This is a genomic window from Streptomyces spinosisporus, from assembly GCF_022698145.1.
In the GTDB taxonomy this organism is placed as follows: domain Bacteria; phylum Actinomycetota; class Actinomycetes; order Streptomycetales; family Streptomycetaceae; genus Streptomyces; species Streptomyces spinosisporus.
This window is the reverse complement of the sequence record NZ_JALDAX010000007.1, coordinates 276,271-301,088: the sequence shown is the minus strand read 5'-3', so window position 1 is coordinate 301,088 and position 24,818 is coordinate 276,271. Positions and strand designations below refer to the sequence as shown.

Annotated in this window: 21 protein-coding genes; 11 read left to right on the top strand and 10 right to left on the bottom strand. The window is 72.0% G+C overall.

The genetic code is table 11. From position 1 onward, the window contains the following. The first annotated feature begins 81 nt into the window (after nucleotides 1–81). A complete protein-coding gene (locus tag MQN93_RS20845) occupies nucleotides 82–1,110 on the top strand; it encodes an SDR family oxidoreductase (RefSeq protein ID WP_242710742.1) in 1,029 nt (342 codons plus the stop codon). A gap of 20 nt (nucleotides 1,111–1,130) precedes the next feature. Here MQN93_RS20845 and MQN93_RS20840 read toward each other — a convergent pair whose 3' ends face one another. From MQN93_RS20840 to MQN93_RS20820, 5 genes are all read right to left on the bottom strand, one after another. Next, entirely contained in the window at nucleotides 1,131–1,361 is a 231-nt protein-coding gene (locus MQN93_RS20840) for a hypothetical protein (RefSeq protein WP_242710741.1), read from the bottom strand. 67 nt (nucleotides 1,362–1,428) lie between these two features. After that, on the bottom strand, nucleotides 1,429–2,721 hold the full coding sequence (locus MQN93_RS20835) for an ROK family transcriptional regulator (RefSeq protein ID WP_242710740.1): 1,293 nt from the start codon (nucleotides 2,719–2,721) through the stop codon (nucleotides 1,429–1,431). A 101-nt stretch (nucleotides 2,722–2,822) separates the two neighbouring features. Beyond that, the gene (locus MQN93_RS20830) at nucleotides 2,823–3,812 is read right to left on the bottom strand and encodes a phosphotransferase family protein (RefSeq protein WP_242710739.1); all 990 of its coding nucleotides are present in this window, start codon (nucleotides 3,810–3,812) and stop codon (nucleotides 2,823–2,825) included. A 20-nt stretch (nucleotides 3,813–3,832) separates the two neighbouring features. Further along, nucleotides 3,833–7,012, bottom strand: a complete 3,180-nt coding sequence (locus tag MQN93_RS20825) for a cytochrome P450 (protein ID WP_242710738.1) — start codon at nucleotides 7,010–7,012, stop codon at nucleotides 3,833–3,835. A 139-nt stretch (nucleotides 7,013–7,151) separates the two neighbouring features. After that, on the bottom strand, nucleotides 7,152–8,189 hold the full coding sequence (locus MQN93_RS20820) for a LacI family DNA-binding transcriptional regulator (RefSeq protein WP_308404358.1): 1,038 nt from the start codon (nucleotides 8,187–8,189) through the stop codon (nucleotides 7,152–7,154). A gap of 345 nt (nucleotides 8,190–8,534) precedes the next feature. Between MQN93_RS20820 and MQN93_RS20815 the strand changes: the two genes are divergently transcribed. The 5 genes from MQN93_RS20815 (at nucleotide 8,535) to MQN93_RS20795 (ending at nucleotide 13,997) form a co-directional block, all read left to right on the top strand. After that, nucleotides 8,535–9,755, top strand: coding sequence for an ABC transporter substrate-binding protein (locus MQN93_RS20815; protein WP_242710737.1), 1,221 nt, complete (start codon nucleotides 8,535–8,537; stop codon nucleotides 9,753–9,755). Between the two features lie 10 nt (nucleotides 9,756–9,765). Further along, a complete protein-coding gene (locus MQN93_RS20810) occupies nucleotides 9,766–10,764 on the top strand; it encodes a carbohydrate ABC transporter permease (protein WP_242710736.1) in 999 nt (332 codons plus the stop codon). After that, the gene (locus MQN93_RS20805; RefSeq protein WP_242710735.1) at nucleotides 10,761–11,600 is read left to right on the top strand and encodes a carbohydrate ABC transporter permease; all 840 of its coding nucleotides are present in this window, start codon (nucleotides 10,761–10,763) and stop codon (nucleotides 11,598–11,600) included. Before MQN93_RS20810 ends, MQN93_RS20805 begins: the two co-directional genes overlap by 4 nt. Before the next feature lie 38 nt (nucleotides 11,601–11,638). Next, nucleotides 11,639–13,282, top strand: coding sequence for a glycoside hydrolase family 13 protein (locus MQN93_RS20800; protein ID WP_242710734.1), 1,644 nt, complete (start codon nucleotides 11,639–11,641; stop codon nucleotides 13,280–13,282). Between the two features lie 94 nt (nucleotides 13,283–13,376). After that, nucleotides 13,377–13,997 (top strand): PAS domain S-box protein, encoded by a 621-nt coding sequence (locus tag MQN93_RS20795; RefSeq protein WP_242710831.1) that lies wholly within the window; start codon nucleotides 13,377–13,379, stop codon nucleotides 13,995–13,997. On the opposite strand, the gene MQN93_RS20790 is transcribed toward MQN93_RS20795, so the two are convergent. Beyond that, nucleotides 13,952–14,854 carry a DUF3626 domain-containing protein gene (locus MQN93_RS20790; protein WP_242710733.1) on the bottom strand — a complete coding sequence of 301 codons (903 nt, stop codon included), beginning with the start codon at nucleotides 14,852–14,854 and terminating at the stop codon, nucleotides 13,952–13,954. The genes MQN93_RS20795 and MQN93_RS20790 overlap by 46 nt on opposite strands. A gap of 220 nt (nucleotides 14,855–15,074) precedes the next feature. Between MQN93_RS20790 and MQN93_RS20785 the strand changes: the two genes are divergently transcribed. After that, nucleotides 15,075–16,346, top strand: coding sequence for an FUSC family protein (locus MQN93_RS20785; RefSeq protein ID WP_242710732.1), 1,272 nt, complete (start codon nucleotides 15,075–15,077; stop codon nucleotides 16,344–16,346). Nucleotides 16,347–16,486: 140 nt separating this feature from the next. Continuing rightward, entirely contained in the window at nucleotides 16,487–17,716 is a 1,230-nt protein-coding gene (locus MQN93_RS20780) for a lactonase family protein (RefSeq protein ID WP_242710731.1), read from the top strand. Here MQN93_RS20780 and MQN93_RS20775 read toward each other — a convergent pair. Continuing rightward, nucleotides 17,684–18,412 carry a DUF2470 domain-containing protein gene (locus tag MQN93_RS20775; RefSeq protein ID WP_242710730.1) on the bottom strand — a complete coding sequence of 243 codons (729 nt, stop codon included), beginning with the start codon at nucleotides 18,410–18,412 and terminating at the stop codon, nucleotides 17,684–17,686. The genes MQN93_RS20780 and MQN93_RS20775 overlap by 33 nt on opposite strands. A gap of 115 nt (nucleotides 18,413–18,527) precedes the next feature. Continuing rightward, a complete protein-coding gene (locus MQN93_RS20770; protein ID WP_242710729.1) occupies nucleotides 18,528–19,136 on the bottom strand; it encodes a TetR/AcrR family transcriptional regulator in 609 nt (202 codons plus the stop codon). Between the two features lie 118 nt (nucleotides 19,137–19,254). Between MQN93_RS20770 and MQN93_RS20765 the strand changes: the two genes are divergently transcribed. Continuing rightward, nucleotides 19,255–20,835, top strand: a complete 1,581-nt coding sequence (locus tag MQN93_RS20765) for a cytochrome P450 (protein ID WP_242710728.1) — start codon at nucleotides 19,255–19,257, stop codon at nucleotides 20,833–20,835. Here MQN93_RS20765 and MQN93_RS20760 read toward each other — a convergent pair. Together MQN93_RS20760 and MQN93_RS20755 are read right to left on the bottom strand one after the other, a co-directional pair. After that, nucleotides 20,797–21,627: a pentapeptide repeat-containing protein gene (locus MQN93_RS20760; protein WP_242710727.1), complete on the bottom strand. Its 831-nt coding sequence runs from the start codon at nucleotides 21,625–21,627 to the stop codon at nucleotides 20,797–20,799. The two genes, MQN93_RS20765 and MQN93_RS20760, sit on opposite strands and share 39 nt — an antisense overlap. After that, entirely contained in the window at nucleotides 21,587–22,165 is a 579-nt protein-coding gene (locus MQN93_RS20755) for a GIY-YIG nuclease family protein (protein ID WP_242710726.1), read from the bottom strand. The genes MQN93_RS20760 and MQN93_RS20755 overlap by 41 nt, the downstream gene beginning before the upstream one ends. 203 nt (nucleotides 22,166–22,368) lie before the next feature. Between MQN93_RS20755 and MQN93_RS20750 the strand changes: the two genes are divergently transcribed. Together MQN93_RS20750 and MQN93_RS20745 are read left to right on the top strand one after the other, a co-directional pair. Further along, nucleotides 22,369–22,569, top strand: a complete 201-nt coding sequence (locus MQN93_RS20750; RefSeq protein ID WP_016430808.1) for a DUF5999 family protein — start codon at nucleotides 22,369–22,371, stop codon at nucleotides 22,567–22,569. 80 nt (nucleotides 22,570–22,649) lie between these two features. Beyond that, nucleotides 22,650–24,809, top strand: a complete 2,160-nt coding sequence (locus MQN93_RS20745; RefSeq protein ID WP_242710725.1) for a phosphoinositide-specific phospholipase C-related protein — start codon at nucleotides 22,650–22,652, stop codon at nucleotides 24,807–24,809. The last annotated feature ends 9 nt before the right edge of the window (nucleotides 24,810–24,818 follow it).

Genomic DNA, 24,818 nt, shown 5'->3' with positions numbered 1-24,818 from the left:
GTGGGCCGGTTCGGGTACTCGGTCAGCCCCCTGCAGTCGGGGCGGCGGGGTTCTCGACCGTGCGGCCGGAAGGAGACGAAGGTGAGCAGCGCGACGGGCAGCAGGATCGTGGTCACGGGCGCCACCGGCAATGTGGGTACCAGCGTGGTGCGTCAGCTCGCGGAGAACTCGCAGGTCGGCTCGGTGCTCGGGCTGGCGCGGCGGATTCCCGACTGGTCACCCGCGCGGACGGAGTGGTCCCCGGTGGACATCGCGTCCGAGCGGTCGGATCTGGCCGACACATTCGCGGGCGCGGACGCGGTGATCCATCTGGCGTGGGCGTTCCAGCCGACGCACGATCCGGCCACCACCTGGCGGACCAATGTGCTCGGGAGCATCCGGGTGTTCGACGCGGTGGCGGCGGCGCGGGTGCCGACGCTGGTGCACGCCTCGTCGGTGGGTGCGTACTCGCCGGGGCCGAAGAACCGCACGGTGGACGAGTCCTGGCCGACGCATGGCTGGCCGGACGCCGCCTACACCCGGGAGAAGGCGTACCTGGAGCGCGTGCTCGACCTGTTCGAGCGCGAGCATCCCGAGGTGCGGGTGGTCCGGATGCGGCCGGCATTCCTCTTCAAGCGCGAGTCCGCGAGCGAGCAGCGGCGGATCTTCGGCGGCCGGTTCCTGCCGGGCCCGCTGGCCCGTCCCGAGCTGCTGCCGTTCCTGCCCGACATCCCCGGACTGAGGGTCCAGGCGCTGCACACCGACGACGCGGCCAAGGCATACCTCCTCGCGCTGGAGTCCGAAGTGCGCGGCGCCTTCAACCTGGCGGCCGAGCCCCCGGTCGACGCGGAACTGCTCGGCGAGATGCTGGGCACGCGTCCGGTACGTCTCCCCCGCGCCGCCGCCCGCTCGGCGATCGCCGCCGCATGGGGCCTCCACCTCCTGCCGGCCTCGCCCCACCTCTTCGACGCGGTACTACGCCTGCCCCTGATGGACTGCACACGCGCCCGCGTCGAACTGGGCTGGCACCCGGAACACACGGCGAACGAGGTACTGGAGGAGTTCCTCCAGGGCCTGCAACAGGGCGAGGGCGCGGACACCGCACCGATGCGGGGCCGCAAGGTGGGCTGACGCAGTCGCGTTCAGCCTGCTCAGGCAGAGGACTCGTCCGGCTCGGGGTGTTCGGGGTGGACGGTCGCCGGACGAGGGCCGTCCTTGCGGCCGGTGCCGGCCTCGTCGGTCTCGGGTACGTCGTCCGCCTCGTCCTCTTCCGTCGGGGGAAGCGGGATGTCCAGTGGGTCCTCGTCCTCACGCACCTGCTGGTCCGGCAGGTCGCGGGGTACGGGCTCCCCGTCCTGGCCTGTGTGGTGCTGATCGGCCACGGCGCACTCCTTCGCGTAGTCGGGCGCCACGCGAGTACCTCTCGGGGTCCGGCGCGAAACCCCGCGCTCAGTGCGGAGCCCGCTCCTGCAGTGCCGTCCGCCAGGCCGGCGCCGGCCCCTCGGGAGCCGGTTCCGGGCGGCGCCCGCCGCGGGCGAAGAAGTCGGCCAGGGGCAGGATCGCCGCTCCCACGGTCACCGCGTCCGGCCCGAGCCGTCCCAGGTCGACGGTGACCCGCTCGGCCGGATGCCGCAGCGCGTACGACGCCGCGTACCGGCGTACGGCGGGCAGGAACCGCGCACCCAGCTGAAGTCCGGCCCATCCGCCGATGAGGATCCGCTCGGGCTGGAACAGGTTGATCAGATCGGACAGCCCGGCGCCGAGGTACTCCGCGGTCTCCTCCAGCACCGCGAGCGCGACCGGGTCGGCCTCCTCCCCGTCCACGGGGTACGCCGCGGCGAGCATCGCGGTCAGCGCCGTCTCCTCGTCGACGCCCTCGGGCGGACGTCCGCCCTCCCCGCGCCAGCGTTCCAGCAGGGACTCGGCACCGGCGTACGCCTCCAGGCAGCCGAGGGCACCGCACCGGCAGCGGCGCCCCCTGACCCGTACCGTCAGATGCCCCCACTCGACCGCCCGGCCGTGCTCGACCTCGGGCGTGACGAGACAGGCGCCGACGCCGGAGCCGAACAGGACGACGATCGCGTTGCGCGCGCCCCGTCCGCCGCCGAACCACATCTCGGCCTGGCCGAGGGTCTTGGCGCCGTTGTCGATGAAGTACGGGACCGTGTCGGGGAGCCGCAAGGTGGAGCGGAGCAGGTGCTCCAGCGGTACGTCGTCCCAGCCGATGGTCTGGCCGTGGACGACGGCGCCGCGGTCCGGGGTGCGCTCCACGATGCCCGGGACGCCGATGCCGACGCCGAGGAGCTGTTCGGGGGCGATGCCGGCCTCGGCGAGCACCTCGGTGATGCCGTCGCGGATGTGGCCGACGATGACCTCCACCTCGTAGCGCTGCTGTTCCAGGGGCCGCTCGGCGCGGGCGAGTTCGGTGAGGGTCAGGTCGAACAGCTCGATCCGTACCCGGGTCTCGCCGACATCGACTCCGATCATGTAGCCGCTGGCGGGCGCCACCCGCAGCAGTGTGCGCGGGCGGCCGCCGTCGGAGTCGACGCTGCCCGCCTCCTCCACCAGGCCGTCGGCGACCAGGTCCGCGACGACGTTGCTGACCGAGCCGGAGCTGAGTCCGGTCGCCGGGCCGAGTTCGAAGCGGCTGAGGGGTCCGTCGAAGTAGAGCCGCTGCAGCACGACCGTGCGGTTGGCCCGCCTGAGGTCGCGTACCGTGCGTCCGTTCCGCCCCGCAGCCATGTGGCTCCCTTCGCACCCTGTTCGACCTGCAACATACCTCCGACAGCGGGCCCGGCGCGACTTCCTCCTACCCTTAGTTCATGTTGTGAGCTAAGAGGGGCTCACGCCATGCCCCGTTCGGACACGGCCAGTTCCTCGATCTCGTCGAGGGCGGCGACGAGTTCGGGCGCCACCACGTCCTGCACCCAGCGGGCGTGTTCCTCGTCCGCCTGACGCGGGACCGTCTCGGTGAGCATGATCAGGTAGAGATAGGCGCGGTAGAGGGCGAGCCGGAGCAGGGCCGGGGTGTCGAACTCGGCCCGTCCGCCCTCCGCCCGGTAGCCCGCGAGGAACGCCTCGTCCTGCTTGATGTCCCCGAGCAGCGCCAGTGAGACGAAGTCGGCCAGCGGATCGCCCCAGAACATCCGCTCCCCGTCGATGAGCCCGCCGATGCGGGGCTCCCCCGCCGTGCGGTCGACGAGGATGTTGCCCTGCCACAGGTCGAAGTGGACGAGGCTCGGCGTCGTGACCTCGTCGAGCGCCGGGTACGCGGTGCGAAGGGCGCCGGCCACCTCGTCGGCGGGGCGGGGCAACGGTGCCCGGTAGCGGCGGGCGTCGTCGAGGACGGCGTCGAGCATCCCGGAGAAGGCGCTCCGCCAGTCGCGTGCGAGGGGACCGAGCGCACCGGACGGATACCCGAAGGCCGGTCCGGTCACCCGGTGCAGCCGCGCCACCTGCCGCCCCAACTCGGTCCGCAGAAGTACGCGTTGGGCTCCGGTGAGCCAGGACCCCCAGGCCTCGCCGGGGCAGGCCGTCATCAGCAGATGGCGCCCCTCGGCGTCTCCCCCGACACACACGAGGTGCGGCGCGGGTACGTCCGCCTCGGCGGCCCGGCGGTAGAACTCGGCCTCGGACACGAGCAGTTGGCGCTCGTAGCTGAGACCCGGCGTGTCCGGTGCGAGCTTGAGCACATAGCGGCTGCCGTCGGTGAGCCGGAGCTCCTCGACCGTGTTGTACGTCCCGCCGTCCAGGAGACGCAGCCCGGCGAGCCGGTCGGGAGGGATCTTCGAGCCCTCCAGGATGCGCCGGGCCCGCTCCCAGGAATCCACCACCGTCCGCCCCTCCCCCTTCGTCAGCCGGCCGCGTACACGTCCTCGACGTATCGTCCGTCCGCGATCAGGGCGTCGAGCCACGCGACGGCCGCCGCCGCGTCCGAGCCGGGCGTTCGATCCCGGTACAGCGTACGGAAGGCGTCGCGGACTCCGGGCGCCATTCGCGAACCGTCGCCGCAGACGAACACCCGCGCCCCGGCGCCGAGCAGCTGCCACACCTCGTCGGCCTCGGCGGCGACGCGGTGCTGCACAAAGGTCCCCTCGGTGCTGAACGCCGGGCGGAGCGAGACGGCTCCCGCGGTCTCGGCGGCGCCGAGCTCCTCGGCGTGCAGGAAGTCGGCGTCGGCCGCGTCGCAGCCGAAGTAGCAGAGAGCGGGGGCGAGTTGGGCGCCCGAGGCGAGGGCGGCCGTGCGGTCGGCGACGGCTCCCCGGAAGGGGGCGAGGCCGGTGCCCGCCGCGATCATGATCACGGGGGTCGAGGCGTCGTGCGGGTCGATCCGGAAGGCCTCGCGGCACGGCTGGATGCGGGCGTACACCGTGTCGCCCGGCACGAGACCGGCCAGGTGGCCGGACCCGGTGCCGCGGTAGATGCCCCTGCCCGAGCGTGCGGGGGCCTCCAGCAGGGAGACCATCAGGTCGGCGTGGCGGGGGTCGACGGCGGGCGAGGAGGAGATGGAGTAGTGGCGGGGGCGCAGCGGGGTGAGGATCTCCAGCAACTGCTGCCAGCCGAGGGCTCCGCGCAGCGCCGGGTGGTCCTCGATGACCTCGACGAGGGTGCGCGGGTCGTCGTCGGTGAGCGCCGCGAGCGCGGTGCGCTCGGGCGGGCAGGGGTTGGCGGTGGCGAGGGCGGCCAGCTGGGCGGCGGTCGGCCGCTCCTGCAACTCGACGTGATGGGTGAGGAGTTGACGGGCCGTCAGCGGCCGGTCCACCGCGAGTCCGTCGCGGCGGGGGCGGGTGGCCCTGATGTCCAGGACGGTGCCGGGGTCGACACCGAGTGCGGCGGCGGCCCGGTCGACGAGATCCGGGGCGTTGGCGGGCAGGACGGTGAGGTGGTCGGCCGTGCGGTAGGCGATGCCGTCGGGCAGGGCGACGCGGATGTGACGCTTGCGGCGGGGGTGGCCGGGCGCCGTGAGGTCGTACGCCTCGGTGACCGTCATCGGGACGAGCCCGTGCCGCTCGGCGAGCGCGTCCAGGGGCCCGCCCGTCAGTGTGCGGACCTCGTACGCCGCCGCAGGTTCACCGGGAGCCTGGGCGGTGGCGTCCGGGTCGCCGTACCTCTCCAGCAGCGCGGCGCGCAGCCGGGTCGTGAACTCCCTTACGGCGCCGGTCAGATCGCCCGAGGCGTCGGCGGCGACACGGTCGACCAGGCGGGTGGCGCCCAGTGCGGCGAGACGGTCGTCGAAGCGGGTGGGGACCTGCTGGTAGGTGGCGGCCCAGTTGCGGTCGCCTACGCCGAGGACGGCGTAGCTGACGTCCGTCAGGTCGCGGGTGTCCTCCAGCCGGGCGGCGAAGGCACCCGCGTCGTCGGTGGGGCGGCCGTTGTAGGAGGCGGCGGTGATGACGACGGGCCGGTCGGTGGGCAGCGCGCCCGCGTAGTCGTCCAGGGGCGCGACCTCGGTGGCGCAGCCGATCGCGGCGGCGTCGTCGGCGAGCGCCGCGGCGAACTCGCGGCAGGTGCCGTAGTTGCTGCCGTGCAGGAAGAGGACACCGGTGCCGGGGCGGACACGGGCCGAGAGGGCGTGTGCGGTGGGGTGCGCGTCTGCGGGACCGTCGACGGCCGCGCCCGGAAGCGGCGGGTGCAGGCGGTCCGCGGCCGTACGAGCAGTGAGCTTCAGCGTGAAGCCCTCGGGCTTGAGGGTGAGGGTCTCCTTGACGCTGAGCGTGTAGTCGGCGTGGTCGTGCAGCCGGTAGCGGTGGACCAGCAGGGCGAGCAGCATGGTCGCCTCGTGCAGCGCGAACTGCCGTCCGATACAGGCGCGTTCACCGGTGCCGAACGGCTTGAAGGCGTGCACCGGCCGCGCCGCCTCCGCCTCGGCGGTGAACCGCGACGGGTCGAACAGTTCGGGGTTGTCGCCCCAGACGGGCTGCCGGTGCAGCATCGGGGCGAGCACGGTGACGGCCTGCCCGGCACGCAGCGGGATGCGCGCGCCGAGCACGGTGTCCTCGACGGCGTAGCGGCTGAACGCGGCGGCCGTGGGCCACAACCGCAGGGCTTCGTTGAGGACTTGGCGGGTGTACGTCAGCCTGCCGACCTCGTCGTAGGTCGGTTCGGGGTCGGGCTCGTCGCCCCAGAGGGCGTCGACCTCGCGCTGCACGAGCCGCAGCGCGGTCGGGTGCTTGGCGAGGTGGTGGAGGGCGAAGGACATCGCGCCGGAGGTCGTCTCGTGACCGGCGATCAGGAAGGTGATGACCTGGTTGCGGATGTTGGCGGCGTCCAGGGTGCTGCCGTCGGCGGGGTGCCGTGCGGTGAGCATCAGGCCCAACAGGTCCTCGGCGTCACCCTGTTGCGTGCCGGTGCGGGAGGCGATGACGTCGTCGACGACCTGGGCCAGGTAGGCGGCGTCGTCCCGGAAGGCCGCGTCGGCGGCGGAGTGGTCCTGGCCCGGGGTGCGGGCGAGGCGGTTCATGCTCCACTCCAGGCAGCGGACCATGGACTCGACGAAGGGGTGCGGCTCGTGGCGTGAGAAGGACCCGAAGTCGTAGCCGAATCCGGCGAGTCCGATGGTGTCGAGGGTCATCCGGGTCATGTCCTCGGGCACGTCGACCGGCTGCCCGGCGCCGGCGGCGCGGTCCCAGGAGTCGATGAGCCTGCGCGCCACCTTCAGCATCACGGGGTGGTAGGTGCGCATCGAGCCGAGCGCGAAGGCGGGCATCAGGATGTCGTGCGCCCGGGCCCAGTTGGGTTCGTCGTTGTACGCGGTGAACAGTCCGTCGGCCGCGAACTCCCGGACGTTCTCCAGGGCGGGTCCGACATGCTTGGCGAACCGCCGCTCGTCGGCGAGGTCGGTCACCAGGTCCAGGTCGGCGACGAACAGCGTCTCGCGCCCGTGCAGCCGTCGTACGAGCACCGGCCCGTACTCGCGCATCAGGCCCATGACCTGCTGGATGGGGGTGCGGCCCGGTCCGGTCGCGGTGATGTCGACGACGGGGACGCCGGGGAGGGTGTCTGCGGTGCGGGGGTGCAGCGCGGTGGGGGGCATGGCGCGACAACTGCCTTTCGCGGTACGGCGGTACTGCGCTCAAGCCTGGTCGAGCGGGACGGGCCGTCCGCGCCACGGGACTACACGATCGTGTAGTGGGGAACCCACGTGAGGGCTTGCGCCGGGCGCCGGAGCGCGCCTAGGCCGGGTCGGCGAGCGGCGCGGGCGCGGTGGTGGCCCGGGGGATCAGATGGGTCGGCAGCACCACATGGCGCCCGGGGTCGGCCTCGGGGTCGTTGATGAGTTCCAGGACGAGTTCACCGGCCACCCGTCCCATGTCGGAGGGCGACTGGGACACCGTGGACAGATCGAACCAGTCGGCCACCGGCTGGTCGTCGAAGCCGAGGACCGACATCCGCTCGGGCACCTCGATCCCGGACCGGCGCAGGGCCCGGATGAGGGAGGCGGCGAGCTCGTCCTGCTCGGCGAAGACGGCGGTGGGCGGCTCGCGCAGGCTCAGCAGCGCGCCGAGGGCCTCCACGACGGCCCGCTTGTCCTCGGGCGGAGCGGCCACGACAAGCGCGTCGTCGCGGGGTACGTCCGCCTCGGCCAGCGCCTGCTGATAGCCGAGCAGCCGCCCGTAGGAGCTGAAGGAGAAGCCGGTCGCGCCCCGGCTCTGCACGAAGGCGATGCGGCGGTGCCCCAGGTGCAGCAGGTGGCGGGTGCCGTTGCGGGCCCCGGCCACGTCGTCGACGTAGACGCTCGCCCTGCCGTCGGCGTGCTGGCTGACGTAGACGACGGGCATCCCCAGGTCGTCCAGCCGGGCGCCCTCCTCCTCGGTGAGGTCGAAGGAGAACACCAGCAGGGCGTCGGCGTTGCGCCGGGCCGGCAGCTGCTCGAAGAAGGAGGCGCGCTCGGCCAGGTCGGGTATCACATAGACCGTGAGCTCCATGTCGGCCGCGCGCAGCAGCGGGCCGAGGGCGGACAGCGCCGAGCCCATGAACCACGAGTTGAGCGTGGGCACGAGCACCGCGACGACGCCGGTCCTGCCGGTCACGAGGCTGGAGGCGTGCCGTGACACCGCGAAGTTCAGCTCGCGCGCGGCCTGTTCGACGCGGGCCCGCACGTCCGGCGACACGTTCGACAGTCCCCGCAGGGTGCGCGAGACGGTGGAGGCGGAGACCCCGGCCCGTTCGGCGACGTCGGCCATCGTGGGGTGCCGTTGAGCTGCTGGCATGGGCGGACGCTAGCACAGGCGTCCAGAAATCCCCAGGCACGTATGACAGCGCTGTCAAGGAACTACCGATGCGTAAAGCATTGACGGGCCGCACATCGCCCTCCTAGCTTGCAAGCGTTGTCCCACCGAGTCGTACCACGAGCTCAAGAAGGCCGTCAGAAGACATCTCCAGATGCTCTGAACTGCACAGATGCTGTTGTGATGGCTGTGACAGCGTGGTCATGACTCGGTTCGCACCACCCGGGAGCGCCATTGAAGATCAGAACGACCGGAACGCTGCGACGCTCCGGTGCCTTGTGTGCAGCGCTGGCCGCCGTGACGGCGTGTGGTTCGGGCGATGGCTCGGTGTCGAGCGGATCGGCCGGGGGCACCTCCTTCGAAGGGAGGGGGCCCATCACCTATGTCGCCGGTGCGGACAACACCGGCACGGTGCGGGCGGTGCTCGACCGCTGGAACAGGCTGCACCCCAAAGAGAAGGTCACGTTCGTCGAGCTGCCCACCGACCCCGACGCACAGCGGCAGCAGATGATCCAGAACGCGGCCACGCGGTCCGACGCCTTCACCGTGCTCTCCCTGGACGTCGTGTGGAACTCGGAGTTCGCCGCGCACCGCTGGGTGGACCGGCTGCCCGAGGACCGCTTCCCGCTGGGCGACATGCTGAAGCCGATCGTGACGACCGGCATGTACCGCGGGGGTCTCTACTCGGTCCCGGCCAGCTCGGACGGCGGCCTGCTCTACTACCGCACCGATCTCCTCAAACGGGCCGGCATCGCCCGACCACCCGTCACCTGGGCCGAGTTGAAGGCGGACTGCGCCAGGGTCCGCAAGCTGCCGGCGGCCAGGGGCATGGCGTGTTACGCGGGCCAGTTCCACAAGTACGAGGGCCTGACGGTGAACTTCGCCGAGGCCGTCGACTCCGCGGGCGGTGCCGTCACGGACGCCCAGGGCCGCCCGCAGGTGAACTCCCCCGAGGCCAAGGCCGGTCTGGACTTCCTGGTCGGCTCCCTCAAGGACGGCACCGTCCCCCAGGAGGCCGTCACCTATCAGGAGGAGGACGCGCGCCGCGCCTTCCAGTCCGGCAAGCTCGTGTTCGAGCGGCAGTGGCCGTACATGTATCCGCTGGCGGCCAGGAAGGACGGCTCCAGCAAGGTCGCCGGACGGTTCGCCGTGGCGCCGCTGCCCGGTCTGCACGGGCCCGGCGCCTCCAGCCTGGGCGGCCACAATCTCGCGCTCTCGGCATCGGCGAAGAACAAGGCCACGGCGCTCGACTTCATCCGCTTCTACACCAGCCAGGCCACCCAGCGCTTCACGCTCGCCTACGCGCCGGCCGCGCCCACGTACGAGGCGCTGTACCAGGACCCGCGGCTGGTCCGGAAGTATCCGTACCTCCCGGTCCTCAAGCGGTCGATCCTGCACGCGGTGCCCCGCCCGCGGGTCTTCGGCTACGGCGATGTCACCGCCGCGATCCAGCGGGAGGCCTTCGCCGCGCTGACCGGCGAGAAGAGCAGCGCGAGCGCGCTGCGGGACCTCCAGCGGGATCTGCGCCGGCAAGCGGCGGGGAAGTGAGGAGACGCTCATGGTGACCACGCAGAACCTGCCCGGAAGCGTCGACCGTCCGACCGCGACGGCACAGAAGAGGGCCGCGGGTCCGGACGCGCGCGGCAGCCGCCGCAGGGCCACCTCCGGTTCGGCCGGACTCGCGGCCCTCCTCGTCTCGCCGACCCTGCTGGTCCTCGCGATCGTCGTGCTCTACCCGACGATCGTGGCGCTCAAGGACTCCTTCTACGGCACACCCGGCCTCGATCCGAGGACCGGCTTCGTGCGCGACCACGACCCGTTCGTCGGCGTCGACAACTACACCGGCATCTTCGGGGAGGCGGGCGAGCGCTTCTGGAACGCCTTCTGGAACACGACGTTCCTGACCGTCACCACGGTCGCCCTGGAGACGGTGCTCGGCATCGCGATGGCGCTGATCATGCATCGCGCGCTGCGCGGCCGGGCCGTCGTGCGCGCCTCGATCCTCGTGCCGTGGGCCATCCCCACCGCCGTCACGGGTCTGCTGTGGCGCTGGATCTTCAACAGCGACGGAGTCGCCAACGCGCTGATCGGCCGTCAGATCCTGTGGACCACCGAGGGTTTCCACGCGAAGGCTGCGGTCATCATCGCCGATGTGTGGAAGACGGCGCCCTTCATCGGACTGCTCGTGCTGGCCGGACTGCAGGTGATCTCCAAGGAGGTGTACGAGGCGGCCCGGATGGACGGGGCGAGCGTGCCGCGCCAGTTCTGGAGCATCACGCTTCCGCTGGTCAAACCGGCACTACTGGTGGCCGTGCTGTTCCGGACGCTGGACGCGCTGCGCATGTTCGACCTGCCCTACATCCTCGTCGGCGCGCAGAAGACCTCCGTCGAGACGCTCTCCATGCTGGCCCAGGACCAGGCCGCCAACGTGCGGTTCGGACCGGCCGCCGCCTACGCGGTGATCCTCTTCGTCTACGTCTTCCTCATCGCGCTGGCCTTCGTCCGGCTGCTCGGCGCCGACCTCGTCCCGCACCGCCGCAAAGGAGCCACCGCATGACCGCCACCCTGCATCCGGCCCTGCGCAGGGCACTGTTGTGGCTCGGCGTCGCCGCGGTCGTCGGCTACTGTCTGGCGCCCTTCTACTGGATGCTGGTCTCCAGCCTGCGCCGCACCTCGGACATCTTCGACAACTCCCTGTTCCCGAGCAGGATCTCGCTGGAGAATTACCGCGCGGTCCTGGACCCCTCCCAGGCGTTCACCCGTGCCCTGCTCAACTCCCTTGTGGTGGCTGGGATCACCACCGTCTGCGCGCTGCTCCTCGCGACCTTCACGGCGTACGCGATGGCGCGTCTCGAGTTCCGCTTCAAGCGGTTCGTGCTCACGCTGATCATCGCCACCTCGATGTTCCCGGTGGTGTCGATCGTGGTGCCGCTGCTGAAGATGTTCGTGGGGTTCGACTGGATCAACACCTACCAGGCGATGATCGTGCCCAGCATGTCCTTCACGCTGCCGCTCGCGGTGTGGAACCTCACGGCGTTCTTCCGGCAGATGCCCGAGGAGCTGGAGCACGCGGCCATGATCGACGGCTGCACCCGCGGCCAGGCGTTCCGGCGCGTCATCGTCCCGCTGGCCGCGCCCGGCATCTTCACCACGGCGATCATCACGTTCATCGCGGCCTGGAACGAGTTCCTCATCGCACTGTCGATGACGAACAAACCCGACATCCAGACGGCGCCCGTCGCGATCTCCAAGTTCGCCGGGGCGACCCAGTTCGAGACGCCGTTCGGCAGCCAGATGGCGGCCGGTGTCCTGGTCACCGTTCCGCTCGTCGTCGTGGTCCTGCTCTTCCAGCGCCGGATCGTCGCCGGTCTCACGGCCGGCGCGGCGAAGTAACCCCGCTCCCCCAACGACACCTAGGAGTACGCACCGACATGTCCACCAGCACCGCACCGTGGTGGCGCGACGCCGTCATCTACCAGGTCTACATCCGCAGTTTCGCCGACGCGAACGGCGACGGCGTCGGCGACATCGCGGGCATCCGCTCCCGGCTGCCGTATCTCAAGTGGCTGGGCGTCGACGCGATCTGGATCAACCCCTGGTACAAGTCGCCGATGGCCGACCACGGTTACGACGTCGCCGACTTCCGCGAGATCGACCCGCTGTTCGGCACGGTCGCCGAGGCCGAGCAGCTCATCGAGGAGGCGCACGCGCACGGGATCCGCGTCATCCCCGACATCGTGCCGAACCACACCTCCGATCAGCATGCCTGGTTCCGGGCCGCGTTGGCCGCCGGGCCGGGCAGCCCGGAGCGGGAGCGCTATGTCTTCCGGGCCGGCCGCGGACCCGGCGGGGCCGAGCCGCCCAACGACTGGGTGTCCTGCTTCGGCGGCCCGGCCTGGACGCGGCTGCCCGACGGCGAGTGGTATCTCCATCTGTTCGCCCCCGAGCAGCCGGACCTGAACTGGGAACACCCGGACGTGCGGGCGGAGTTCGAGTCCGTGCTGCGGTTCTGGTTCGGCCGGGGCGTGGACGGCTTCCGCATCGATGTGGCGCACGGCCTGATCAAGCATCCCGAACTGCCCGACCTGCCGCCCCGCCCGGACGCGCCGGCCGGGGATCGGCGGCAGCACGTCGACCATCCGCACTGGGACCGGGACGAGGTCCACGACATCTACCGCGCGTGGCGCCGGGTGGCCGACGAGTTCCCCGGCGACCGCTCGTTCGTCGCCGAGGCCTGGGCCGACACCCCGGAGCGGCTCGCCGCCTACGTCCGCCGGGACGGCCTGCACACGGCGTTCAACTTCGACTTCTTGATGTCCGGTTGGGACGCCAAGGACCTGCGGGCCGTCATCGACGACTCGCTCGCGATGCTCGGCGCGGTGGGCGCGCCGGCCACCTGGGTGCTCTCCAACCATGACGTCGTGCGCCACCCCAGCCGCTACGGCCGCACGGTGGTCAAGCGCTGGGTGGCCAACGAGACGTACCGGCCCGAGGGCCCCCTCGATTTGGAGCTGGGCACGCGGCGGGCGCGTGCGGCGGCCCTGCTGATGCTCGCGCTGCCCGGCGGCGCGTATGTCTACCAGGGCGAGGAGCTCGGGCTGCCGGAGGTCGAGGACCTGCCGGAGAGCGTGCTGCAGGACCCGGTGTGGGAACGGTCCGGGCACACCGACCGGGGTCGCGACGGCTGTCGTGTGCCGATCCCGTGGTCGGGCCGGAGCGCGCCGTACGGCTTCAGCCCGGAGGGTGCGACGGCCGAGCCCTGGCTGCCGCAGCCCGAGCTGTGGGGGGACCTCAGCGTCGCCGCGCAGACCGGGGACGAGGACTCGATGCTGGAGCTGTACCGCAGCGCCCTGCGTCTGCGCCGCGAGCACCCCGCTCTCGGTGACGGCGACATGACCTGGCTCGACGCGCCGGCCGGGGTCCTGGTCTTCGGCCGTGACCCGGGCTTCCGGTGCGTGGTCAACCTCTCGACCGAGCCGTACCGGCTGCCGGAGCACGCCTCGGTCCTGCTCGCCAGCCGGGCCGTGCGCGACGGCACGCTGGCGCCCGATCACGCGGCCTGGCTGAGCGTGTAGCGAGCGCCGGCCTGCATGATGGGTGGGGTGTACATGGAGTGCGTCCCTCCCGTCAGGTCACGTGCGGGACGTGCGGAGGAGGCCGGAGGTGCGAGTGGAGGACGGCAGCCCGGAGGCCGTGGTCTGGCGCAACCGTGCCCTCACGCTCTTCGACCGGGTTGCCGTGCCCGTCGCCGTGTGCGATGTGTACGGCGCCGTCCTGCTGGCCAATCCCGCGATGGCGGCCGAGTGCGGTACGACGCCGGGGCGGCTGCGCGGCCGTGACGTGCTGGAGCTGTTCCGGCCGCAGCAGGCCGGTCAGGTGGAGCGGATCGCCGAGGCGCTGCGGCTGCGGCACCGCTCGCGGTACGAGGTTTCGGTGCGCTGGGAGGCGCCGGGCGGGGCCGAGCGGTTCGGGGAACTGACGGCCGATCCGGTCAGCGACAGCGTGCAGGACACGCCCGCCCTGCTGGTGATGCTGCGCGTGCAGGGCGAACGCGAGCCGCTCGTCGAGGAGCCCGAGCGGGTCACGCCGGTGGAGGCCCGCATCCTCGCGCTGCTCGCCGGGGGCGCCACCACGGCCAGGGCCGCCAAGGAGACCGGCCTGACCACGGACGGCGTCACCTATCACCTGCGGCGGCTGTCGGCGCGCTGGGAGGCCTCGAACCGCACCGAACTGGTCGCCCGGGCCTATGCGCTCGGCGTGCTCACGCCCGGGGTGTGGCCGCCCGGCTGACAGGCGCTGCCGGCCCCCTCGGGGGCACCGAACCGGGCGAGGGTGTGCCACACCTTCTTCAGATCCTGCAGCTCGTACCGGCCCGTGCGGGCGGCGTCGCCGATGACCCGCGGATCGACGACCCCGTCCTCGGCGATCCGGGCGCCCAGCTCCACGTACTGCTGTCCGCGGAAGTCGGCGTGGTCCAGCAGTTCCGGCACGGTCAGCCGGTAGCCGGGGTGCCACTGGACGGGGCAGGGCAGCAGTCGGGCCGCCGCCTCGACGGGCGTGCCGCGGTAGCTCGCGTCCAGGACGAGCGCCTCCACGTGCGCGGCGAGCAGGACGCCGCCGTGGACCTGGGCCTCGACGTAGTCGTCGAGGGCGTCCCGCTCGTCGGCCTCGGCGAGGGCGACGAGGGACATGCCGGCGGCGACGCCGAAGTCGGCCGGCTCGGCCGCGCTGTCGGGATAGCAGAAGGTGGCACGGGCGAGGGCGTCCGCGCCGAGCCGGAAGTGCGACGAGCCGAACCGCGGTGCCGCGCCGACCACTTGGTGCCGGAAGTTCAGCGCGCCGTACACGGGTCGTTCGTGCGGGTCGGCATCGTCGTAGACGCCGCCGAAGATCCTGCTCTCCCAGCGGTGGCGGTCGCCGCCGGGGTGTGCGGTGAGGCCGCCGTTGCTGGTGCCGGTGACGAACTGCGAGTGGTAGGCGCCGTCCTGGGCGAGCGCCTGGAGGACGGGCAGCCCGCCGATGAGCCGGTCGGGGTGGAAGTTCAGCGTGATCCGCACACCGGGGTCGACCGGCGGGCCCGCGGACAGGGCGGCGACGTACCGCAGCGCGGCCCGTGCCCGCGGTGTCCCGACAGCACCGAAGTCCACTGCCTGCCTCGGTCCTTTCCCGTCCCTCGGCCCTCTCCCGTCCGGGTGATCAGTGTCGATCGTACGGACCAGGAGAACGGGCGCCACCCGATTACCGGTTCACCGTCGAGGGCGTCGGCCGGGTGGCGCGGGTCATGGTCCGGGCGCCCGCTCGGTTACGGTCCTCAGAGACAGTCGGCGGTTGTGCCCGATGCGCCCGAGGAAGGAGTACCGCCCGAGGATGCGAGATGTACGTGAGTGGACGGCGTCCGTGGTGCGCTTCGTGAAGCTGCGCCGGGACCCGGTGGTCGTACAGACACTGCGGTCCGCGGCCGCGGCGACCATCGCCTACGTCGTCGCGCTGCGCCTCAGCCCCGAGGCGGCCCCGCTCACCGCACCGCTGACCGCGCTGCTGGTCGTCCAGGTCACCCTGTACGCCACCCTCACCAACGGCATCCGCCGGGTGAACGCGGTGGTGGCGGGCGTCCTGGTCGCCATCGCCTTCTCCCTGCTGGTCGGTCTGACCTGGTGGAGCCTGGCCCTGCTGATCGTGGCGTCGCTGGCGGTCGGGCGCCTGGTGCGGGTCGACGAGTACGTCCCCGAGGTGGCGATCAGCGCGATGCTGGTGCTCGGCGTCACGGCCGTCGGGGACACGGCCTGGGCACGGATCGTGGAGACACTGATCGGCGCGGTGGTCGGCTTCGGCTGCAACCTGCTGTTCGCGCCGCCCGTGTGGGTGGACGAGGCGGGCGAGTCGATCGAGGGGCTGGCCCGGCGGGTGCGGCAGCTGATGCTGCGCATGGGCGAGGAGGCCTCGGGCCGCACGCCCGTCGAACGGGCCACGGAGCGGCTGCACGAGGCGCGCCGGCTCGACCACGACATCGTCGAGGTGGACGCGGCCCTGCGGCAGGCCGAGGACAGTCTGCGGCTCAATCCGCGCGTGAGCGAGGGTCTGCTGCACCGGGTGGTGCTGCGCACGGGCCTGGACACGCTGGAGATCTGCACGGTCGTGCTGCGGGTGCTGGCGCGGACCTTCACCGACCTCGCCAAGGAACGCGATCCCGAGCGGCTGTTCGCGCCCGCGACGGGCGCCGCCGTGGAGCAGTTGCTGTCCGAAATCGCCGATGCCGTGGTGAGCTTCGCGGTGCTGGTGACCAGCCATGTCACCGCCAGTGCCGAGTCGGCGGAGTCCCGGCTGGCCGCCGAGCTGCGGCAGGCCGCGGCGACCCGCGACAAGCTGGCCCAGCTGCTTCTGGAGGAGGTCCAGCGTGACGCCAGAACCTGGCAGCTGTACGGCGCGGTACTGACCGAGGTGAACCGCATCATCGACGAGATGGACACCGAGCACCGCTCGCGCCGGCTCTTCGAGGAGCTGGACCGCACCTCCCGTGAGCAGCGCGAGCGCCTGCGGCGGCTGACCAGGGTGCGGGAGGGGCTGCGCGACTCCGACCGGCTGCGCATGCCGGAGGTGCTGCGCCGCAGGCGTGCGGGGAGCGACGGGCGTTCCGACTGAGGACGCCGACGGACGTACGCCTTCCTCCCACGGTTCCATTGCATGGTGCGCAACGCGTGTTGCCGCTCTTGCGTGCACCCGGCGGCCCACGCCATGGTGGCTTGTCACGAACGGGACGAGCGATCACTCGAGGTGCACACATGGGCAGCGGGGCAGGAGCGGCGGGCGGCGGCTGGAGCAGGCGCCGCTTCGTCGGCGCGCTCGGGGGCGCGGCCGCGGCGACGGGGCTGCCGGCGCCCGCACCGCCCCGGTCCGAGTCCGGCCACGGCGCCACGAACCCCGACCGGGCGACGCCCGCCGCCCCCGAGCCTTCCGCGCACCGGCCGTCGCCGCGCGCCACGGGTCCCCGCCCGCTGTACATCGGCACGTACACCTCGGTCGAGGGCGGCGGCAAGGGCATCGGTCTCGCCACGTACGACCCCACGAGCGGGAGCATCACCGGCACGGGAACCCTCACCGGCGTCGCCGACCCGTCGTATCTGGCGCTCTCCCCGGACGGCCGGACGCTGTACGCGGTGGACGAGCGGGACGACGGCGCCGTCACCGCCGTCCGTCTCGCCGACCGCACGATCCTGGGGGCACGCAGCACCGGCGGGGCGGGCCCCTGCCATCTGTCCGTGCACCCGAGCGGCAACTGGCTGCTCAGTGCCAACTACGCGTCGGGCAGCGTGGCCGTGCACCCGATCGACGCCTCGGGCGCGCTCGGCGAGCGCACCGACGTGGTGGAGCACTCCACGCCGGCGCCCGGGCCCGGTCAACAGGGCCCGCACGCCCACCAGTTCATCACCGCCCCGGACGGCGGCCATGTGCTCGCCGTGGACCTGGGCACGGACACCGTCTACACCTACCGGCTCGACGAGCGCCGCGGCACCCTCACCGAGGTCGCGCAGGCGCACACCCGGCCGGGCGCGGGCCCGCGCCATCTCACCTTCCACCCCGGCGGCCGGTACGCCTATCTGGCCAACGAGGTCGACGACACCGTCACGGTCTGCACGTACGACTCCGCCACCGGCGGCCTGACGATCGGCGACCCGCAGCCCACGGGCTCCGGTGCGGGCACCAACTACCCGGCGCAGATCCTGGTGACCGCAAACGGCTCGTACGCCTATCTCGCCAACCGCGGCCACAACAGCCTCGCGCGCTACGCGATCGAGGCGGACGGAGCACGCCTCAGACTCCTCGACACGGTGCCGGTGTCCGGCGACTTCCCACGCCAGATCGCCTTCTCCCCGGACGACACCCTGCTGTTCGCAGCAAACCAGAAATCCGGCACCGTCAGCGTCTTCCGGGTGGACACCGCAAGCGGTGAACTGCGGCTCGCGGGCGAGCCGTTCGCCTCACCGGTCGCGGTCTGTGCGCTGCCGCTGTAGGGCCCGCGGACAGGACGCGGCACTGGCCTGCGCGAGCAGGGCGTGCATGCGCTCCGTGAGCTGTGCGAGGTCGTCGGCGGGGGTGTGGAACGGCAGTCGTACGTCGCCGTGGGCACGGTTGCGCTCGATGCGCAGGGTCAGTCCGTGCCGGTCGACGGCGAGGGGCTGGACGCGGACCGCGCCGTGCAGACTGGCGTGGTCCACGAGCCGGGTGAGCCGTTCGACGGCGTCGGAGTGGCAGTCCGCGAGATGGGTCAGCAGGTGCGCCTCCGCGAGCGCGAGCGGGTCGGGCTCGGCCGCGGCGAAGTCGTCGGTGTCGACGACCACCGCGCCGGACGACTGGCGCAGCACGAGCCTGGTGGCCCTCACCGCCAGCCGGCCGCCGTCCTCGGGGACGAAGTACCCCGCGAGCCAGAGCCGTGCCCTGATACGGCTTCTGACCGGGACGGGTGCGACGTCGGCGAACTCCAGCACCGCGTGCGGCTCTCCGCGCGGCGCGCAGATCGCGGCGGCGAGCAGGGCGCTGTCCTCGGGCACCTCCAGCAGCACCCGACCGTCCTCGTCCACGGTGTGCGCACCGACGAACTCCTCGCGTCCGCCGTCCGCGGTCACCGCGCAGGACCAGGCGGTGGCGAGCACCGACCGGGCCCGTTGGGCCGCGGAAGGCGCGGCCGTCCAGCTGGGGCTGTCACCCATCCCGAACCTCCTTAGGTAAGGCTCACCTAACCTATCGAAGATCGGGGCGGAGGCCAACCATGGGGCGGTGCAAACCGCGCACGGTCAGGAACTCGGCGTAGACGACACGAACACCTCAGGGCGCGATGACGCCCAGCAGCGCCCGCGCGCACAGATCACGCACCTGTTCCCGGGTCAGATCCGAGCCCCGCAGCCACTCCAGGCAGACGGCCGTGGTGAAGGCCAGCCAGCCGCGGACGGCCAGTTCGAGGTCCGGGCGCAGCCGGGCCGCCTCGCCCAGTTCGGGGTCGGCGGCGATCGTCGCGAGGATCTGCTTCTCCTGGGCGGCCAGCGCCCGCTGGTAGATCCGGCGGATGGTCGTGTCCCCCGCCGCGTCCGCGCGATGGAAGGCGCGAAAACCGTGGGCATGGGCGTGCGCGTACTCCAGGAACGTGTCGAGACCGGCCGCCAGCTGCTCGCGCGCGGGGACCCCGGGCACGGCCGCCGTCATCCGCAGCATCCGCTCGCTCTCGCCCTCCACGACGGCCGCGAAGAAGTCCCGCTTCGTCGGGAAGTAGTGGTACAGCAGCCCGCGCGACACACCGGCGATCTCGGCGACCTGCTCGATCCACACGTCGTCGTACGGGCTCTCCGAGAACAACCGCGCCCCCACCGACAGCAGCTGCTCCCTGCGCTCCTCGGTGCTGAGCCGACGCCGTGCGCGTTCGCCCTGGTTCGCGGCCATGTCCGCACTTTACTTGACGCCGGTTCAACGACAGGACCAGACTGAACCACGTTATTGAACTCACGTACAACAGCTGTACGACGGCTCAACCTGCCGCTGATTCAAGGGAGATCGCGTCATGGCGGAGACGACGACGGGGGCCGCACCGGCGACGGCGGCCCCGCTTCCCAAGGGGTTCCGCAGCGCCGAACAGGGCTGGCCCGAACTGCACCGCATCCCGCATCCCCCGCATCGGATCCCCCTGCTCGGCGACATCCTCGGCGCCGACCGGCGCACCCCCGTCCAGGACTCCATGCGCTACGCACGGCAGCTGGGGCCGATCTTCCGGCGCAAGACGTTCGGCAACGAGTTCGTGTTCGTGTGGGGTGGCGAACTGGCGGCCGACATGGCGGACGAGTCGAGGTTCGCCAAGCACGTGGGCCTCGGCGTCGCCAATCTACGGCCCGTCGTCGGGGACGCGCTGTTCACGGCGTACAACCACGAGCCCAACTGGCAGCTGGCGCACGACGTCCTGGCGCCGGGCTTCAGCCGTGAGGCGATGGAGGGCTACCACCCGATGATGCTGGCGGTGGCCGACCGGCTCACCGACCACTGGGACCGCGAGCAGACGGCGGGCCGGGCGGTGGACGTGCCGGGGGACATGACCAAGCTGACGCTGGAGACGATCGCGCGCACCGGCTTCGGGCACGACTTCGGGTCCTTCGAGCGGTCGCGGCCGCATCCCTTCGTGTCCGCGATGGTGGGCACGCTGTCGTACGCGCAGCGGCTGAACACCGTGCCGGCGCCGCTCGCGCCGTATCTGCTGCGGGGGGCCTCGCGGCGCAACGAGGCCGACATGGCGTACCTCAACCGCACGGTCGACGAGCTGGTCCGGGCCCGGCGCGCCTCCGGCGGCCGAGGGGGCGGGGACCTGCTGGACCGGATGTTGGAGACGGCGCACCCGAAGACCGGGGAGCGGCTGTCCGCCGAGAACGTCCGCCGGCAGGTCATCACGTTCCTGGTGGCCGGTCACGAGACGACGTCGGGTGCGCTCTCGTTCGCCCTGCACCATCTCTCCCGGCATCCCGAGGTCGCCGCCCGCGCCAGGGCCGAGGTGGACGCCGTGTGGGGGGACACCGCGGCGCCCGGCTACGACCAGGTGGCCAAGCTGCGCTATGTGCGCCGGGTGCTGGACGAGGCGCTGCGGCTGTGGCCGACGGCTCCGGCCTTCGCCCGGGAGGCCCGCGAGGACACGCTGCTGGCCGGGGACCATCCGATGAGGCGCGGCGCCTGGGCGCTGGTCCTGACGATGATGCTGCACCGCGACCCCGCGGTGTGGGGCACCGACGCGGAGCGGTTCGACCCGGACCGCTTCGACCCGAAGGCCGTACGGTCGCGTCCCGCGCACACCTTCAAGCCGTTCGGGACGGGCGCGAGGGCATGCATCGGGCGGCAGTTCGCGCTGCACGAGGCGACCCTGGTGCTCGGCCTCCTGCTCCGCCGCTACGACCTGCGACCCGACCCGGCCTACCGGCTTCGGGTCACCGAACGGCTCACGCTGATGCCACAGGGGCTACGGCTGCATCTGGAACGCCGCACGACGAGCACCGGGGCAGGTGCCGGAACGGCCGTCGACACCGCCACGCCCGCCGATACCGAAACGCCCCCCGCCGAGGCGCCGTCAGCGCTGCGCTGTCCAGTGCACGGGGCGAGTGACTGACTCCGGCAGCCGGGTGCCCGCGCTGCCGCGGGCGGCGTTGAGCTGGGGCTGGGTGAGGAAGAAGGCGCCGGTCAGGTCGGCGTCGGTGAGATCGGTGTCGCGCAGGTCGGCGCCGATCAGGTCGGCGTTGCGGAGGTCGGCGCCGGTGAGGTCGGCGGCGATGAGGTAGGCGCCGCGCAGGTTGGCGCCCCGGAGATCGGCGCCCCTGAGGCGGGCGCCCATCAGATCGGCGCCCCGTCGTTCCTTCTTGCGGCCGCGGACGCCCGCACGCGCCAGCTCACTGGTCCTCAGCAGTAGTACGTTGACCTCCTGCCGGTGTGCGGCCACGTCCAGCGCGGCCAGTTCCTCGGGCGCGAGGAGGGTGAGCTTTTCGGTCGCTTCGAGGGAACGGCGCAGGTCGGTCGCGAGGGGACGGGCGGCCGGCAGGGTCAGCGCCTCGGTGAGATACCAGAGCAGTTCATGCAGCTGCCGTACGACAGGGAACACGTCGAACATGCGCCTAGCCTGCTCCGGCGGCCCGGTCCGCCAGTCCTGGCCGCCGAAGGTGACCTGCGAGACCTTCTGCCCGGCGCCGAAGCAGTCGTAGACCGTGCAGCCGGTGAAGCCCTTGTCGCGCAGCCGGGCGTGGATGCCGCAGCGGTGGTCGGTCCGCAGGTTGGGGCAGGGGCGGCCGGCCGCCTTGTCGATCGCGAAATCGGTGGAGGCGGAGAAGGGTAGGGCGACGCAGCACAACCCGAAGCAGTGCTCGCAGTCACCGCGCAGGCCGGTCCGGTCGGCTGTCTGATCTGGCATGACGCCCAGCGTATCCGGGCGCGGCAGGACCCCGGCCGCCGTCCCGGCCGCTCTCTTGCTCGCTCTCCTCGATCCGCCGGATCTCCTCCCGCAGCTTCGCGATCCTCGCCCTCTTCGACCCGATCCCGCGCTCGATGAGCCGCAGATGGGTCGGCGACTGCGGTACGGCCGCCTCGAAATCCGCCAACCGGCGCCGCTCCACGGCGAGTTCGGTCCTCAGCCGGGACGCGGGGTCCGGAGGCGGGGGCGGTTGGCGGCCGTTGAAGACCACGTTGTACTTGGGGCGCTCGGTGAAGACGGCCTCCCGCTCGGCCGCCTCGGCGTCCTCGGGGTAGTCGATCTGTATGCCGATCACGCTCGGACCCCACGGCTGCTCCCGCAGATGCGTGCGGACACGCGTGAGCGGGGAGACCGAGATGCCGACGTAGAGCAGGCCCTCCGGGCCGTGCAGGCGGTACAGCGCCGTCCGGCCCCCGGTGTACAGCGTGCCCTCCTCGTCGAACAGGCCCCGCAGGAACTGCGCGTCGACGTCGCCCATGTCACCGCCCCCCTTCGCGTGCGCTCCTTTCCTCCTCCTCTCAAGGTCGCACAGGGGTCTGACATCGACGTCGGAAGAACCCGGCCGCACCGATGAGTTCCCGGCCTCGTGGGGGTCTCTTCATACAACGGAAAACAAGCTCGGACACCACAGTTGAGAGCCCCACTTCAGGCGGGAGCCCCCATACACATCGAGGAGAGATCATGTGCACGCACCGGCCCTCGTGCCCCACCGCCGACAGCCCGGACCACCACACCGCGGTGATCGTCGCGGCCCACCCCGAACAGGGCTGGAGCCTGCTGTGCAACGGGACGATCGTGTTCGACGACACCGGTGAACTGCTGCCGGACGGCCGGATCGTGGACCCGTACCGCACCCTCGGCCCGCTCGCCGTGGCCGCCTGAGCCGAAAAGGCCGTAATCCCCGATTGCGGGACCCCTGGCACAGGGCGACGATGAGGACGTCACCCACCCGAGGTGGAGCCATGGGCCCGGTCTCGCCCCGCAGACTGATGCGCGTCGCGGCCTTCGTGCTGGCCCTGCTGAGCACGCTCGTGTGCGCCGCGGCGGCCACCGCCCGCAGCACGGTCGTCTCCCCCGGTTTCTACCGCTCGGTCCTCGACGACCAGCGGGCCTACGACCGCCTCTACGACGAGGTCCTCGTCGATCCGCACGCGGTCTCCGTCACCCGCCCCCTGCTGGCCCGGCTGCCGATCCCCGAGGCGCAGCTGTCCTCCAACATCAAGGTGATCCTGCCGCCGGACTCCGTGCGCGACCTCACCGGCCGGCAGATCGACAGCGTCGTCGGCTATCTCGACGGCGACCGGGACACCCTCGTACTGACCGTGGATCTCGCCCCGGTCCTGAGCAACCTCAACGACCTGACGCAGATCTACTTCGGCGACCTCGTCTCCTCCGTCCAGGAGCAGCCCGAGCCCGACTTCGCCGCGTTCTCGGCGGACCTGTCCGCGGCCCTGCGCGAGGTGACCGCGGGACGCGTCCCCGCCGGACTGCCCAGCCTTCCGCTGACGGACGAGCAGGCCGGCCGGGCGGCCGACGCGCTGCTGCGCACCGTGACCGGGCCGGGGCGCGAGGGTCTGCGGCCCGAGGTCGAGGGCGCCCTGGCCGACGGGGACGTCGCCACCGCCCTCGCCGCCGTCGCGCCCGCCGCGGTGACGGACCGCACCCGGGACGCGGCGGCCCGGCTGCGGGCCACCGCGGGCGGCGCCACCTGGGACCTGACGCGAACCCTCGAAGCGTCGGGCAACGACCTCACGGCTTTGCACCGGGCGCGTCCGTACACCTCCTTCGGACTGGGTCTCACGGAGGCTCTGTCGGCGTCGCTGGTCGTCGTCTCGCTCCTGGTGCTGTGGTTCACCGGGCCGTCCGCGCCGGGGCGCCGGCTGATGCCGGTGGGCTGGGCTCTCGCTGGGGGCGGAGCGCTCACCGCGCTCGGTGCCGCGCTGGTGCGTCTGGTCGCCGACGGACGGGTGGTCGACGCCCGGGCGTCGTGGCCGCCCAGCCTGGCGCGGCTCGTGGACGACCTGCAGCTCGCGGCCTTCGACAAGGTCACGATCACCGCCGTGGTCACGGCACTCGTGCCCGTCGCGGCCGGGGCGCTTCTGGCGGGGGTGGGCTGGTTCCTTCAGGTGCGTCCCCGGCCGTCCTTCTCCCCGCTGCGGGCCCGCTGGGTCGCGCTCGCCGCGAGCGGGGCGGCCGTCGCCGGGATGCTCGCGGTGCCGCTCGCGGTCGGCCCGTCCACGCCGCGGGTGTGCGAGGGCCATGCGTGGCTGTGCGACCGGCGCTACGACGAGGTCGCCTACCTCACCTCCCACAACGCCAACTCCACCACCGTCGACCGGTTCATCGGACCGCTCCAGGACCCGGCCATACCGGCGCAGTTGGACGACGGCGTGCGCGCGCTGCAGCTCGACACGTACCGCTGGGAGCGGCCCGACGAGATCACCGGGCGGCTGGCCGAGTCCGACTTCACGCCGGAGCAGCGGGAGTTCATCGCCTCGGCCGTCGAGCGGGTCAATCCGCCGCGCGAGGGGCTGTGGCTGTGCCATGCGGTGTGCCGGGCCGGGGCGATCCCGCTCGTGCCGACGCTCAAGCAGCTCGGGTCCTGGATGCGCGCGCATCCGACGGAGGTCGTGACCCTGATCGTGCAGGACGCGATCAGCGGCAAGGACACCGAAAAGGCCTTCCAGCAGGCTGGGTTGACCAACCTGCTCCACACCCCGGATCCGGACCCCGCCAAGCCCTGGCCGACCCTCGGCGAAATGATCGACAGCGGCCGCCGACTGGTCGTCTTCGCCGAGCAGGCCGACGGCCCGGCGTCCTGGTACCGCAACTTCTACCGCTACGGCATGGAAACACCGTTCGCGTTCCGGTCCCCCCAGGAGATGACCTGCGTACCGAACCGCGGCGGCACCGGCAAACGCCTGTTCCTGCTCAACCACTTCATCACCAACAACGGCGGCAGCCGCCTCGACGCAGGCAAGGTCAACGCCCGCCGGTACGCACTCGACCGAGCCCACGCGTGCGAACACGACCGCGGCAGACCGGTGAACTTCATCGCCGTCGACTACACGACGATCGGTGACGTCCAGGGCGCAGTCGACGAACTCAACGCCAACCGCTGAGCACCAACG

Bases quoted from the DNA above. Each gene is read 5' to 3' on its own strand.
- MQN93_RS20765 (WP_242710728.1), top strand. From the start codon at position 19,255: ATGGCGGAGACGACGACGGGGGCCGCACCGGCGACGGCGGCCCCGCTT.
- MQN93_RS20770 (WP_242710729.1), bottom strand. From the start codon at position 19,136: ATGGCCGCGAACCAGGGCGAACGCGCACGGCGTCGGCTCAGCACCGAG.
- MQN93_RS20820 (WP_308404358.1), bottom strand. From the start codon at position 8,189: ATGCCAGCAGCTCAACGGCACCCCACGATGGCCGACGTCGCCGAACGG.
- MQN93_RS20775 (WP_242710730.1), bottom strand. From the start codon at position 18,412: ATGGGTGACAGCCCCAGCTGGACGGCCGCGCCTTCCGCGGCCCAACGG.
- MQN93_RS20780 (WP_242710731.1), top strand. From the start codon at position 16,487: ATGGGCAGCGGGGCAGGAGCGGCGGGCGGCGGCTGGAGCAGGCGCCGC.
- MQN93_RS20750 (WP_016430808.1), top strand. From the start codon at position 22,369: ATGTGCACGCACCGGCCCTCGTGCCCCACCGCCGACAGCCCGGACCAC.
- MQN93_RS20805 (WP_242710735.1), top strand. From the start codon at position 10,761: ATGACCGCCACCCTGCATCCGGCCCTGCGCAGGGCACTGTTGTGGCTC.
- MQN93_RS20835 (WP_242710740.1), bottom strand. From the start codon at position 2,721: ATGGCTGCGGGGCGGAACGGACGCACGGTACGCGACCTCAGGCGGGCC.
- MQN93_RS20825 (WP_242710738.1), bottom strand. From the start codon at position 7,012: ATGCCCCCCACCGCGCTGCACCCCCGCACCGCAGACACCCTCCCCGGC.
- MQN93_RS20755 (WP_242710726.1), bottom strand. From the start codon at position 22,165: ATGGGCGACGTCGACGCGCAGTTCCTGCGGGGCCTGTTCGACGAGGAG.
- MQN93_RS20810 (WP_242710736.1), top strand. From the start codon at position 9,766: ATGGTGACCACGCAGAACCTGCCCGGAAGCGTCGACCGTCCGACCGCG.
- MQN93_RS20745 (WP_242710725.1), top strand. From the start codon at position 22,650: ATGGGCCCGGTCTCGCCCCGCAGACTGATGCGCGTCGCGGCCTTCGTG.
- MQN93_RS20785 (WP_242710732.1), top strand. From the start codon at position 15,075: ATGCGAGATGTACGTGAGTGGACGGCGTCCGTGGTGCGCTTCGTGAAG.
- MQN93_RS20760 (WP_242710727.1), bottom strand. From the start codon at position 21,627: ATGCCAGATCAGACAGCCGACCGGACCGGCCTGCGCGGTGACTGCGAG.
- MQN93_RS20800 (WP_242710734.1), top strand. From the start codon at position 11,639: ATGTCCACCAGCACCGCACCGTGGTGGCGCGACGCCGTCATCTACCAG.